Source organism: Pleurocapsa minor HA4230-MV1, assembly GCA_019359095.1.
Taxonomy (GTDB): Bacteria; Cyanobacteriota; Cyanobacteriia; order Cyanobacteriales; family Xenococcaceae; genus Waterburya; species Waterburya minor.
The window spans coordinates 40,497-53,141 of the sequence record JAHHHZ010000021.1 but is presented as its reverse complement, the minus strand read 5'-3'; the positions used below and the strand labels follow the sequence as shown (position 1 = coordinate 53,141).

Below are 12,645 nucleotides of genomic sequence, written 5' to 3'. Positions count from 1 at the left end.
ATTATTTGTTATTGATTTTTAGTTTTTTATTGGTTATTTATTGTCTGCTTCTTTTCTCAAGTCATCTGCTTGGGCTTGCATTTCTTGACCATTTTCAACCGCTTCTTGGTCGTCAGAATATTCGCCTAAATTTTCTCTAACTGTGCCTTCAATATTGACGCTTCTTGCTTCTGCTTTCTGCTTCAATCCTTCCGCTGCGTTTTGTATGTCTTTTTTAATGTTCATAATTTTATTTTAATCACTTCAAAGATAATCTAGCAACAATCAATTCAGTTATCTTCTATCTTTTGACTTATTTTTTTAGTCCCGAAAGTTAGCGATTTTTATAAGCGATCGCTGGTTAATTAGTTTTAGATTTACTAGAGTTAGGTGTCTGACTCAAATTAATTTCCCCTTTGGCAGGAATTAGATAGTCTGGGCTTTCTTCAATTGGTCTGGTTCCCGCATCTTGAAAAGTATCTACTATTTCTAGATGAGTTTTACTTACTGGACGGCTGTGATCTTCTGCTTTCATGGTTTAATTACTTTTGCTTAAATCTATGGAGTAAAATCTCAATCCAAACGACTATCATCTCGTTGTTCTAGTTTAGCCTTGAGACCTAATTCTTCATTATCATTCATCTCTAATCCTGCTTGTTTTCCAAGTTCATCGACATTATTCATGTCTAAATCTACTGCTTGATTAATTTCATCAGTATCATTTGTTTCGCTAAAAGGTTCGGTTTGAGCAAACTTTTCTTCACCTGTATTCATAAAAATATTCCTCTTTATATTCTTTAATTATAACACTATTTAACTACTAAGATAACTTTAAATAAATATTTTTGTTTCCAGGAAACATTTCACTGATTTTTCAGTCTATAAACAACTTTTGTAAAGTCAAAAATTGTTAGTTGACAAGCTAATTATATTTGCTTACTTTATCCACTTTTTCATTTTCATCATTTAAATTTAAAAATATACCAAGCTAGTCTGAATTTACATCTAGCATCAATCTAGTTTTTTACATCACGACAGAAAAAATAATTATTATGGCTAATTTGACAGGAACTCCAGAAAGCGAAGATTTACGAGATTTATTTGACTTAAGCTCAGAAAACGACGTGATCAACGGTTTAGCAGGGAACGATGTCGTTATTGGTTATCTAGGGGATGACACTCTTTATGGTTCTGAAGGGAACGATACCGTAAGTGGTGAAGACGATCGAGATTTTGTGGGAGGAGATTCGGGAGACGATCTGCTTTTGGGTGGCGATGATTTTGATACTTTAACAGGAGGCGAGGGGGACGACAAACTTTATGGAGATTCAGCAAACGATCTGCTTTATGGTGTTGATGGTGATGATTCCTTAGATGGAGGAACAGGAGACGATCGTTTATTTGGTGAATCTGGTGATGATCTTCTAGGAGGCGGGCCTGATGGCGGAAACGACACTCTAGACGGAGGAACAGGAGACGATCGCGTATATGGTGACGCAGGTGACGATATTCTGTTTGCTGGTAGTAACAATGATGTTGTCGATGGTGGAGAAGATGACGACGAGCTATTTGGTGAATCTGGTGATGATACCTTGCTGGGAGCTTCAGGTAGAGATACTTTATCTGGCAATCAAGACGACGACATTTTAGAAGGGGAGTTAGGGGATGATATTCTCAATGGTGGGTCAGGTGCAGACACTTTTGTCTTTTCTAATATTACTAATGTGGGATTAGACACCATTGAAGGATTCTCATTCGACGATGGAGACCAAATACAAATCGATGCTGACGGCTTTGATATTGATACAGACGAAATCGCTCGCTTTACTTTTGATTCTAGTTCTAGAGAAGTTCTCTTTGACGACCAAGCTTTTGCTGTTATTGAGGGAGATGTCGAATTTGTTCCTAGCGAAGATATTGATATTGTCTAAATTTTAAGTAAGATATCGTACATCATTCAAAACTAAAAAATTTAACTGGACAGGCATTTGTAATAATGTCTGTTTTTTGATTATTCACATAGATAATTTCACATAGGTAATTTTATGATCGAAGTAATTTGTGCTGGTTCTTTATTCCTATCAACCAATGCCTGTCTAAGCTTAAAATCAATCGATCTAGACTCTATAAATACCGCACAATCTACTCTGGTTCAATCAAATATCTGGCTGGACAAGATGTATCTAGCAGATCGCGAGTCGGAATCGGATTATAATCGTGAACTGGAAAAACTTAGGGAGAGATTTAATATAATCATTCCCGATCCAGAGACAGATCGCGATCGCGATGCAGATGAACGCCGACGAGAATTAGAAAGAGAAGACGGACAATATGACTCGGGAAATGAGCAGGAATCGGATTATCGCCGACAAGCTGATGAAGCAAGAGACGACAATGAGGACAATGATTCAGATTCAGAGTCGGATAATGGCGATCGCGACGCAGATCGGCGCCGACAAGAATTAGAAGTAGAACATCAAGGAGACGAATCTGATCCAGGGGAATATTCGGATAATGAACAGAAATCGGATTATCGCCAGCAAGCCGATGAGGCAAGAGACGAAAATAACAACAATGTCCCAGATTCAGACACAGACGATTCAGACGATGAAGACAGTAGCGATCGCGACGCAGATCGACGCCGACAGGAATTAGAGTAAAGTAAACAGAAAATTAAAGTTATTAAAATTTGCAGGAAACTGTAACCTATTGCCAACAACCATTAAGAAGTTATAGTTTCCCGTTTTTAGCCTTAAAATGTCAAATTTGCTCGCCTTGCCACAGTGCAACCCACTCGATCTTGAATGCTTATACTGATCTTCCTTCTGTTGGCCCTTGAATTGCTTTCCAACCAGCTAAACCGCCTTGAAGTTGTGACACACTTTCAAAACCTTCTTGGCGTATTTTATTAGCTACTGTTTCAGCTTCTTGATCGTTGCTGCTGTAGACGTAGATCTCGCGGTCTTTTGATAAGTTTTCCACAGTTTCCATCAACATTGCACCTGTAATTCTTTCTTCCAGGTAAGATTCGCGATCGCGCGCATCGATAATGGTTAAACCAGGTTCACCCCACTGTAAACGTTCCTTTAATGCTTGAGCGCTGGCTTTAGGAGTAGCTGGCGGAGGAGTAGGAATTGGTTTAGTAATTGTTTCCTTAACATCTGAGATTACTTTTTCTGCTTTGTTTTCAGACATAAATTTGACCTAATTAAACTACCGTTAATCTTTATATTAAGGCAAGTTTTGGCTACTAATTAATCCCTCTAAAGGAATAACTATTAACCGCAATCTAAGTCAGAAATATTTCTTTTGGTTCATTCCTTTAAGCAATTTTTTCTTTAGTCTTAATTGTTATAGGTTGCAATTAATTTAAACATAAGAGACTATCATGCAGACCGAAGAACGTCGCCCAACTCCCGATGAAATTCCCGAACAGAAATTAGATTATCCTGCTTCTCAAAGGGATGTGATTCCCCAGCCTGATAGTGATTTGTCTAACTATAACCCTGCCAATAAATTGACGGGCAAAGTGGCGTTAATCACTGGTGGTGATTCTGGGATTGGTCGAGCAGTGGCGATCGCCTATGCCATGGAAGGAGCAGAAGTAGCTATTTTATATCACGCCAATGATACTGATGCCGAAGATACTAAAAAGATGGTTAAGGACATCGGCAACAAAGACTGCTTGACGATTAAAGGTGATGTTCGCGACTATGAAAGTTGTGAAGCTGCAATTAAACAAGTAGTCGATCGCTTTGGCAAGCTAAACATTCTGGTGAACAACGCAGCATACCAGATGGTACAGAAGAAGTTTGAAGATATCTCCTTAGAACAGTTTCGACGCACGATGGAAACTAACGTTTTTGGTTATTTCTACATGGTCAAAGCAGCGATATCTCATTTAAGCGAAGGGGATGTGATTATTAATACTGGTAGCGTGGTCGGTAAAATGGGCAAGGGAATGCTGGTGGACTACTCTACTTCCAAAGGTGCAGTACATACCTTTACTAAGTCTTTGGCTTTAAATTTAGGCGATCGCGGTATTCGCGTCAATTCCGTCGTACCTGGCCCCGTCTGGACACCTAATATTCCCGCAACTATGCCTATTGAAAAGGTCGGTCAATACGACACCGATGGCATTATCAAGCGAGCAGCTCAACCAGAAGAATTAGCCCCCGCTTTTGTCTTTCTAGCGTCTTCTGACAGTAGTTTTGTCACTGGCGCACTATACGACGTAACAGGTGGACAGTTATCTGCTTAGTCAGAATCGCAATGCTTTTAGATCGATGATTTTACTTCTAGGACGCTTTGTTATAATAGTTGCTCTATTCAACAAGCGTTCTATTTTTAATGCACACTACTGTAAACCCTGAACACCTGCAAGCTATAGATGATCGGCTTTCTAAACGCCCTATAGCTCTTGACCCTGGCGGCTACTATATTATCTATCTAGACCGAGATGCAGGACTAATTTGTGCTAAACATTATACAAATATCATTAACGAGCAGGGATTAGCAGCCGATCCAGAAACAGGAGAAGTAATTGCCTGTGGTGGTAAAAAAGTCGAGCGGACTGTAGAGAAACTCTATACCGCTAGAACTGCTAAAGAATTGTGTGTCGAGGTAATCGAGAAGCCTCAACCCTGTCCGATTACCATGTTAGACCATGCTGCCTACTTAGGTCGGGAATTTACTAGGGCTGAGTATGCTTTAGTTAATGGTACTGAATATATTCAGGATTAATTACCAAGTCCTACATACCAGTAGTAGGTGACCATTGGCACGACAGTAGCTACAATCAAGAAACCAATTACCCAAACTGTGGCGCTTCCTTGGTCGGTATCTTCAGCTTTAGTAAAAGTACCTTCAGTTTGAATCTCATCTTCAATGATTGGTGGCCCTGGATCTTCTTGTCCCGAAAGTATGGCGACAAGGCGATCGCCTGCATCAAGAAAAGCCTGATTATATTTATTGCCCTTGCGAATATTGTAGCCAACGGTATCATCAATAATACTTTGAGCGACTTCTGCGCCAATCAATCCCTGGGCGGTATCTCCTGAGCGAATAGCTACATTGTTTGTTAAAGTATCTAAGACTAACAACGTTTGATTAGCCTTAACTTCAGCATTTGGATACCAATTGTCAAATATTTCCTCTGCTAAAGTATCCACCGTCTCACCGTAGTCTAAACGGCGAATTGCGACCATTCTCACTTCTTGACCTGTCTCACTAGCCAAGTCTTTAAAAGTCTTGCTTAACTTGTTTTGATTAACGCTACTAATAGCATCGGCAGTATCTACCACCCACAATTCCGCATCAAAATTAGGTAGATCGAATAATCCTGTGGCGATCGCTGGTGTGGCAACACAGAATATTGTTACCACTAATAATAGGGTAAATAAAGCTGATTTTAATCGGTTCGTCTGCGTTTTCAACGCTTTAATAGACAAAAAGTTCATTGTTGTTCTCAAATAACTACTTATCACTTACTTTAAAGAATATTTAAAGAATATACTTAGCCCTCAACATAAATAACTGCTGAATGCCCATATAAATAATAATAAAGCCCAGAGTTACCTCTAGGCTCTAAGGCGATCAATAAAGCTAAGAGCTAAAAGCTAAAAGCTAAAAGCTACGAACTAACTCATTAAAAGCGAAGCAGCGCGGTCTTGGGGGTTTCCCTCATGAGCGACTGCTTCAAGAGAACGTAGTCTATTCAAATGAAAACGGCTGTAAGCAATTTAAAGACCAATTAAGCCTTTAATGCCTCCCAAGTAAACTGTAGACAGCAGGAAGTAAGCAAAAAATGCTCCACCGCCGCCACCGATGAAGAAACCTGTAGTAAAATCACTCCAACCTTCTTTGGAAGCAAAAGCAGTAGGTATTTTGCCAGTTGTGATAGTTTCTGTTGGCTGACCACCCATAGCATTAGAGTACAAGGATAGACAGACAGTTAAGATAGTTACTAGACCAAAAGATGATAGTAACGCTGCTATATCTGCATGTTCAGTATTTCTTAAAGGGCCTAAAACTAAAAAAGGCCCATATAGGAAGTAGCCGTGAGCCATACCTACTTCTAATCCGCGACGTAGAGGTGCTAAACCCTCACGGTAGGCAGGAAGGTTACGGATCAAAGATAAGCTAAAATCAGAAGAATTTAGCGGTGTCGCTAGATTACCAATTTGAGGATCTCCTGCGGGCTGAATCGCATTATATTCGTTCATAAAGTTTGATTTCTCCTTAAATCTATTGGATTCAACAAGTCGATTGGGCATGGTCGGGAAACCCGACCGCCCCTCGACTTCAATGAATCCTTTAAATAGCATCACTCTAACTTGGTTTAAGTTCGCTTTTTGTTAAGAATCTTTATAACTAAACCTAATCGGGTTAAGCTTCACAGTAATATCCATGTTGTTAACGTTCGATTCAACAAATAGGGAAAATAAACATGATTGGCGATTATGCAGCTTCTTGGTTGCCCGTAGCAATGGTTCCTCTAGTAGGTCTTGTCGGCGCAGCAGTTTCCATGGCTCTGTTGTTTATCTATATTGAAAACGAAAGCCCAGCAAAATAGTTTTACAAGTTTTACCACAGTAATACTATTAAGTGACTTCACTTTACTTATAATAAATTAATACTCTGTCTTCTCAGGCGGAGTATTTTTTCAGTAATTGGTAATACCACAAATACACAATATTAGTAATCAGTAATTATTTAAGGCGATTGGGCAAAGCCCAAGCTGCGCGATCGCAAATAAATAATGTTCCTGAAGCGACGCACAGAGGAATAGTTACTAAATTGACAAAAGGAATACTAATTAGCGCTAAACATACTAAGCCAAAACTGCCACTAGCTGGTAAAGTTTTGAATACTGTTTTAAGTTTTTGACGGAATTTTAAGCGTCTTCTTTCTAAGCAAGAATCGATAAAATCAAGGCAAACAATTGTAGTAGTTAAAATTATTGAACCAATACTGGAAATAACTGTACCTACTCCTGGAAAAAAATTAATTAATAGTAGAGGAATTCCAATTAAAGCAATTAAAACTAGCTTTTTTAACTCATATAATACGGCTCTTGTTAAATCGCTGACTATATTTAGTTCAATTAGTTCTACTTTTCCTGTGCGATATTTTTCTAATTGTTCTGATAGTTGACCATACCAGGGTGCGCCTAATAATACTCCAAACTGTGTCAACAGAAAGCCCGTGGCAATCAAGAGAACAATTACTAGGACGAAACGCAAAATCGCGATTAAAGCCGAAGCGGTATAGCTAAGAAAACTAAGCCATTGAGGCAAGCTAGCAATTAATTGATTTAACCAGATAGTTACATCTGCTTGAATACTATCGACAATTTGCCAACCAAAGTAAAGTAAGCCACTATAAAGGGCGATCGCCACTACAATATTAACTAAAATAGGAATAACAATATATTTAATTAATCTAGGGTTTTGGATAAAAGTAATTAAGGCGCGAAAAGGATAAGTCGCACCATCCAGTGTTCCAAACCCACCCAAAATTTTTGTCAGAATCTTTAACATTTAAATTAGATCGATTATAAGGATTAATTAAATTTTTATGCTAATTTTTATTCTTGATAGTCGCTTTGAATATCGACTTCTAGAGTATCCTCATCACAATAAATATACAGAACATTAGGACGACAACAAACCTGACAATCTTCAGTATAAGACTGCTGCATACCAGCACTAAGATCGACAAAAGTGCTGTTAAATTCGCCACAAAAAGCACACATATATTCGGCAGTTGTTTGCATAGTTAATTACGTAGTCTTGCAAAAACATTAATCTAAAAATTAAATTGTACACTCATGGTTGGACTATTATCTATTTCTGTAGCTCTGGGCAGATATTGGAATATTAAATATTAACAACTAACTACATATAATAATAAGATCTCATACCAATTGCCAAAAATAGCGAAACAGATAAATCACTAACGTTACGCAGCAGGGCAAATTTGAAATTACTGAAGAATTTTTAGCCTTAGAACCAACAGAATGCGATCGCGGATTATTGGGTTACAGTTTAGGTTGCGCCCATAGCTCTTATTTTAAGGAAAATAATTTAGCTGTTAATCGCGACATTTTTGCCAGATTGATCGAGACAAACCAGTCATAGTTAATAGTTATTTTAGTTATTTTATTAGTGAGGATAATTAATGTTTGCTCCCAAAGTATTACTCCATCCTCAAGAACAATACTTTCCCATGAATCCTTTAGACTTTATCTCGGGTTCTCGTTTTCGTTATCATGTAGAACTAGGAAAAGATTATGGCTACAATAAGGTTTTAAATGATTGGGTTGAAACAGATATAAAAGCTTCAGAATACTATAATGTACCTCTCAAAGTTCTGAATAAGTTTGGTCTTAATCCAGATCAAACAAATCGACGACCAAAAGATCGAAATAGAGGCAAGATCGGCAATGTATTTCTGCAACCTGACGGTAAGCCTGAAGGAAATATTAATCCTACTGGCAACATTCCCTGTTATTTATTTGAGCTAAATGCAGATAATGGTTATGTTTTCCATCAATATTGGTTTTTCTATGGCTATAACCCTTCTTTGGTAGGAATTGATCTCAGTCATCAAGGTGATTGGGAAGATTATACAGCAGTAACTAAAGACGGTAAATTGGTTGGTGCTATTCTTGCTGCCCACGGAAAAAGAACTTATTACAAGCTAGATCGACTAGAAATGGACGGAAAACAGGTACGGGTATATGCTGCTTTAGGAACTCATGCTTTGTATCCCCAAGAAGGTTCATATGGTAAATTTGGTACAGATCGAGCCAAAAGGGGTGGATATGCTTGGGACACATCACAAAATATTGAAATTTTAGCTCAACAGAGTTGGCGAGATTATGCTGGTGCTTGGGGAGAAGTTGGGGAACTACCTGCGACAACTGGCCCATTAGGTGCTTGGTATAAAAGGATTCCAGGAAGTTTTCCAGTTGATTAGGACTTTTCGCTCATTTTGCGTCTTTAATTGCCATAGCCTCATTTAGATGCTTGATCAAAGTTGTTTGGGGTAATGCCCCTTTTAAGTGTTGCCAAGGCAGAATAGTTTCTACTGCTGACCAGCGATCGTGAACGTAGTAATCTAGGGGTGGTATTTGTCCCTTAAGCTGCTTAAAAGCTCGTTTATAGCTACCTGCGGAGTCACCAAATTCTCTCGTTAGCTGAAGTAATTTACCCAAACGGCGATCGCCACGAGAAATTAGAGCCTGAATTACTGACCAGTTATAGCTTTCAGGACGAAAATCAATGCCTTGTTGACGCAGATTTTTTTCTAAATACTTTAAGCGCTTCTTAGCATCGGGATTAACTCCAAACCATTGGAAGGGAGTGTGAGATTTTGGCACAAAAGTACTGCAACCCAGAGTTAAGCGTAATCCAGGCACAGCCTGTTTAATTGCCGACATCATGGCTACCGTCTCTTCAACATCGCTCATTTCTTCTCCAGGGATACCCACCATGCCATAGAGTTTCAGGGCTTTTAAACCTCCTGCTTTGGCGTTAATTGCAGCCTGGATAATCTCATCACTAGTTAGTTTCTTATTAACTATCTGCCTAACCTTTTCTGAACCACTTTCAACGGCAATGGTGATCGAGCGAGTATCACGGCTAGCTAGTGTAGAAGCGAGCTTTTTAGTAACAGTATTAGTGCGCACAGAAGCAATACTCAAGCGTACATCTTGATATTTTGGTTGGGATAAATAATCCAAGATCGCTGTAAATTCAGGGTGTTGAGTAACAGATGCGCCAAGTAAACCCAAACGGTTTGTTACCTTTAGCCCTTTTTCAATGGCAGGAATTAAAGAAGTTTCTAAAGGCGCAGTCCGAAAAGGTAAAGTAAGGTAGCTAGCCAAACAAAAACGACACATTTCAGGACAACTACGTACCACCTCCACCATGTAAATATTCTCCCAGGCTGCTTTTTCTGTCACCACCGTAGAAGCCGAAAGAGTATTACCCCGATAGGTTTGCTTTTGTACCGACTCAGGGATCTCAGAATCGATAGGTGCGATCGCCTTAATCTCACCATCAGGACTATAATAGGTTACCTCGTATAAGCTAGGAATATATATCCCTGGAACTTGAGCTAAATGACGCAGTTTAGTTTGACGATTTGCGTGACGCACCTGCTGATAGGCATCAATAAAGCGATCGAGTAAATCTTCCCCATCCCCCAATAAAATTACGTCAAAAAAATCGGCTAGAGGTTCAGGGTTAGCGGTTAATACTGTCCCGCCACCAAATACTAAAGGATGATGATCTTCACGTTCAATACTGTGGAGAGGAATATCTAAAGACTCTAGTAGATTAAAAATATTAATATAGTCTAGTTCCCAAGATACAGAAAAACCCAACAGTTCGGGATTTCTGGGTAAAGGTTCATGGAGATCGGTAAACAAACGACGAACATCAACATCAGAACGCATTGCCAAAGTTGCCCAAACAATCTGAAAACCTAAGCTGGTAATGCCGATAGTGTATTCATTGGGAAAAGCAAAGATAGCGGGAATAGCGTTATGTTCTTTGGTTGACGGGGTAAACAGGAGACGCTCTTGTTGAAATACACTCACAGATGATTTAGTTAAAATTAGTTTAAATCTCGCGCAAAGACGCAAAGACGCAAAGGGGTTAAATTTAATTTAGTGCATTGTTATAAAGAATTAGTATAACCAAATCGATCATGAGATAGGTAAAATTTTAGATTAGATCTTGACTGTGTTATTTTTGCTATTTGGCAATAGTCTCACGTTTAAATGTTATTTTTAGTCCTGGTAAATTAGAAGTCTGTAACCTCCTACGTATCTCTTGTTTAGCTGTTTCAAATGTAGGAAATTCTTCACTAAGTCCAAAAGGTATCCAGGCACTATATCCGATGTTCTCAAGTTTAATATTGACTTTAGCAGGAACAATATATTTTCTAGCAGAAATATGAAACTTTTTTACATAACCTTCGCCATTATTTAATTTGGTAGCAGGTTTAGCAAAGTCTTTAAAATATTCCTCAAATAATAGCCATGCTTTTTTATCAACACCAGTTAAGCAATAAACAATTTCAAATCTATTGGATGATTGCTTAACTTCTCGGTTATTAATAATTCCTTGAGCAATTGTTGTATAGTAAGGAGACGTTCTAAGATCGACGCTAAAATATTGAACATAAACTCCTATTCGATCTTGAGATAGAGACTGTACTTCTCTAGTATATTTACTAATATTAATTCCTCGACTGACAAGTAAGCTATCAATATCAACTATTTGACTACGGCTACCTATTCCGCGCTTGCCTAGTTTGTAGCCCTGACTAACTTTTGCTAGTTCATTTCTGATATTTTCACGATTAATAGGTTCATTAAAAAATAATTTAATTAAGTCTGAATTATAAGGATTTAATCTCTTTAAATGTACGACGTATTGTTTTTCTTGCTCAAGTTGCTTTTGGATTTTAGTTAACGATTCAGAAGTTATAGCTTTTATTGATTCGCTAGCTAAAGTAGTTTGGGTATATTCAAAATCACTTGAAAATTCTTTAGGCAAAAATGAATTTAAAGAATTAACTTCTATCATATAGCCATTGACTAAAAGACGATACATGAAAGAATAAAAACGCGGGAACTTTTCCCATTTTTGAGCATAAGCTTTACGAGTATTAAATAATGTTTTAATCAGTCCTTCACGCTCTTCCATTTCGGAGTTAAATTTTTTATTAAGAGCGGTAAAATCCAAACCAATATGAATAATATTTAATTCCAATAGCTTTTTCTGAAACAACCAATCAATACCAGTTTGAGGTTGAATTTCTTTTCTTGGAGGCTCTACGCCCAAAATAAAAGCAAAATCAGCGATCGCCACAATAGTTTCTCTTAAAAGTGTTTCTGTTGGGCGAACGTTTTTAGTTTTAACTGGACTAGCATTTAAATGTGGATGATATTTCTCAATGCGTTGTTTTTCTATATTGTCTAGTTGAGTTTTACTTACTTGTTCGTAGTAAATTGTAAAATGCTTCTTTTTTTGCGCTTCTAATTGATAAATACGATGGTGCGCTTTACCTTGCCAGCGTTTACGAAGATTTTTGGCTTTTCCTATATACCAAACATTGTTCGCTTCATCGAGAACATAGTATATTCCTGAATATTCAGGAAGTATTTGTTTGGCTTGTAAAACAACTTTAGGAAGTGCCAAAATATTTAGATCAGCAATCAAATTAGTACCTTTTGAATCTTTGAGATTGTCTTCGATCTTATTATTTTTTTGATTAAAATAGCATTTTTAATTGCGTGTCAAAAATAAACCTGAATATTTAACTAAAATAGCTAAATTCTATGTTTTGATGAAACCCAAATCAGACAATGAGATTGTTCCTGCAACCAAACTTTCTTTAGTTCTTTTCGGTAGTTGCTTAACATAATATTCCATTCGACTAGCAGCAGATTTTGTGCCAACTTCAGCGCTGAAAACCAAGCATAACGGATGACGGTTTCTCGTATATTTAGCCGCTTGGGAACTACCAGACTGATGTACTGCAAAGCGTTTAGCCACATTATTTGAGATGCCTGTGTAAAGAGAGCGATCGCCACAGCGAATTATGTAAATCGACCACATGAGTTCTTTATCTCCCATAATTAATCAG

17 protein-coding genes are annotated in these 12,645 nt (G+C 37.9%); 6 read left to right on the top strand and 11 right to left on the bottom strand.

What is annotated here, in order from left to right:
- Positions 1-33: 33 nt before the first annotated feature.
- The 3 genes from KME09_12425 to KME09_12415 form a co-directional block, all read right to left on the bottom strand.
- Positions 34-225, bottom strand: a complete 192-nt coding sequence (locus KME09_12425; GenBank protein MBW4534731.1) for a hypothetical protein — start codon at positions 223-225, stop codon at positions 34-36.
- A gap of 115 nt (positions 226-340) precedes the next feature.
- Entirely contained in the window at positions 341-514 is a 174-nt protein-coding gene (locus KME09_12420; protein MBW4534730.1) for a hypothetical protein, read from the bottom strand.
- 38 nt (positions 515-552) lie between these two features.
- On the bottom strand, positions 553-753 hold the full coding sequence (locus KME09_12415) for a hypothetical protein (protein MBW4534729.1): 201 nt from the start codon (positions 751-753) through the stop codon (positions 553-555).
- A 278-nt stretch (positions 754-1,031) separates the two neighbouring features.
- On the opposite strand from KME09_12415, the gene KME09_12410 reads away from it, so the two are divergent.
- The gene (locus tag KME09_12410; protein ID MBW4534728.1) at positions 1,032-1,910 is read left to right on the top strand and encodes a hypothetical protein; all 879 of its coding nucleotides are present in this window, start codon (positions 1,032-1,034) and stop codon (positions 1,908-1,910) included.
- Between the two features lie 114 nt (positions 1,911-2,024).
- Entirely contained in the window at positions 2,025-2,639 is a 615-nt protein-coding gene (locus tag KME09_12405; GenBank protein MBW4534727.1) for a hypothetical protein, read from the top strand.
- 148 nt (positions 2,640-2,787) lie between these two features.
- Here the strand turns inward: KME09_12405 and KME09_12400 are convergent, their stop codons facing one another.
- On the bottom strand, positions 2,788-3,174 hold the full coding sequence (locus KME09_12400) for a rhodanese-like domain-containing protein (GenBank protein ID MBW4534726.1): 387 nt from the start codon (positions 3,172-3,174) through the stop codon (positions 2,788-2,790).
- A gap of 193 nt (positions 3,175-3,367) precedes the next feature.
- Between KME09_12400 and KME09_12395 the strand changes: the two genes are divergently transcribed.
- Positions 3,368-4,240 (top strand): SDR family oxidoreductase, encoded by an 873-nt coding sequence (locus KME09_12395; GenBank protein ID MBW4534725.1) that lies wholly within the window; start codon positions 3,368-3,370, stop codon positions 4,238-4,240.
- 89 nt (positions 4,241-4,329) lie between these two features.
- Entirely contained in the window at positions 4,330-4,722 is a 393-nt protein-coding gene (locus KME09_12390; GenBank protein MBW4534724.1) for a DUF4346 domain-containing protein, read from the top strand.
- Here KME09_12390 and KME09_12385 read toward each other — a convergent pair.
- The gene (locus KME09_12385; GenBank protein MBW4534723.1) at positions 4,719-5,438 is read right to left on the bottom strand and encodes a TPM domain-containing protein; all 720 of its coding nucleotides are present in this window, start codon (positions 5,436-5,438) and stop codon (positions 4,719-4,721) included. The two genes, KME09_12390 and KME09_12385, sit on opposite strands and share 4 nt — an antisense overlap.
- A gap of 282 nt (positions 5,439-5,720) precedes the next feature.
- Positions 5,721-6,203: a photosystem I reaction center subunit XI gene (locus KME09_12380; GenBank protein ID MBW4534722.1), complete on the bottom strand. Its 483-nt coding sequence runs from the start codon at positions 6,201-6,203 to the stop codon at positions 5,721-5,723.
- A 224-nt stretch (positions 6,204-6,427) separates the two neighbouring features.
- Between KME09_12380 and KME09_12375 the strand changes: the two genes are divergently transcribed.
- Positions 6,428-6,553, top strand: coding sequence for a photosystem I reaction center subunit VIII (locus KME09_12375; GenBank protein MBW4534721.1), 126 nt, complete (start codon positions 6,428-6,430; stop codon positions 6,551-6,553).
- 136 nt (positions 6,554-6,689) lie between these two features.
- Here KME09_12375 and KME09_12370 read toward each other — a convergent pair whose 3' ends face one another.
- A complete protein-coding gene (locus tag KME09_12370; GenBank protein MBW4534720.1) occupies positions 6,690-7,520 on the bottom strand; it encodes an EI24 domain-containing protein in 831 nt (276 codons plus the stop codon).
- A 47-nt stretch (positions 7,521-7,567) separates the two neighbouring features.
- Entirely contained in the window at positions 7,568-7,756 is a 189-nt protein-coding gene (locus KME09_12365) for a CPXCG motif-containing cysteine-rich protein (GenBank protein MBW4534719.1), read from the bottom strand.
- A gap of 404 nt (positions 7,757-8,160) precedes the next feature.
- On the opposite strand from KME09_12365, the gene KME09_12360 reads away from it, so the two are divergent.
- Positions 8,161-8,961, top strand: coding sequence for a hypothetical protein (locus KME09_12360; protein MBW4534718.1), 801 nt, complete (start codon positions 8,161-8,163; stop codon positions 8,959-8,961).
- Positions 8,962-8,971: 10 nt separating this feature from the next.
- Here KME09_12360 and KME09_12355 read toward each other — a convergent pair whose 3' ends face one another.
- From KME09_12355 to KME09_12345, 3 genes are all read right to left on the bottom strand, one after another.
- Positions 8,972-10,588, bottom strand: coding sequence for a B12-binding domain-containing radical SAM protein (locus KME09_12355; protein MBW4534717.1), 1,617 nt, complete (start codon positions 10,586-10,588; stop codon positions 8,972-8,974).
- Between the two features lie 157 nt (positions 10,589-10,745).
- Positions 10,746-12,218, bottom strand: a complete 1,473-nt coding sequence (locus KME09_12350) for a GIY-YIG nuclease family protein (protein ID MBW4534716.1) — start codon at positions 12,216-12,218, stop codon at positions 10,746-10,748.
- Between the two features lie 117 nt (positions 12,219-12,335).
- Complete coding sequence (locus tag KME09_12345; protein MBW4534715.1) at positions 12,336-12,617, bottom strand: GIY-YIG nuclease family protein; 282 nt, start codon at positions 12,615-12,617, stop codon at positions 12,336-12,338.
- Between the last annotated feature and the right edge of the window lie 28 nt (positions 12,618-12,645).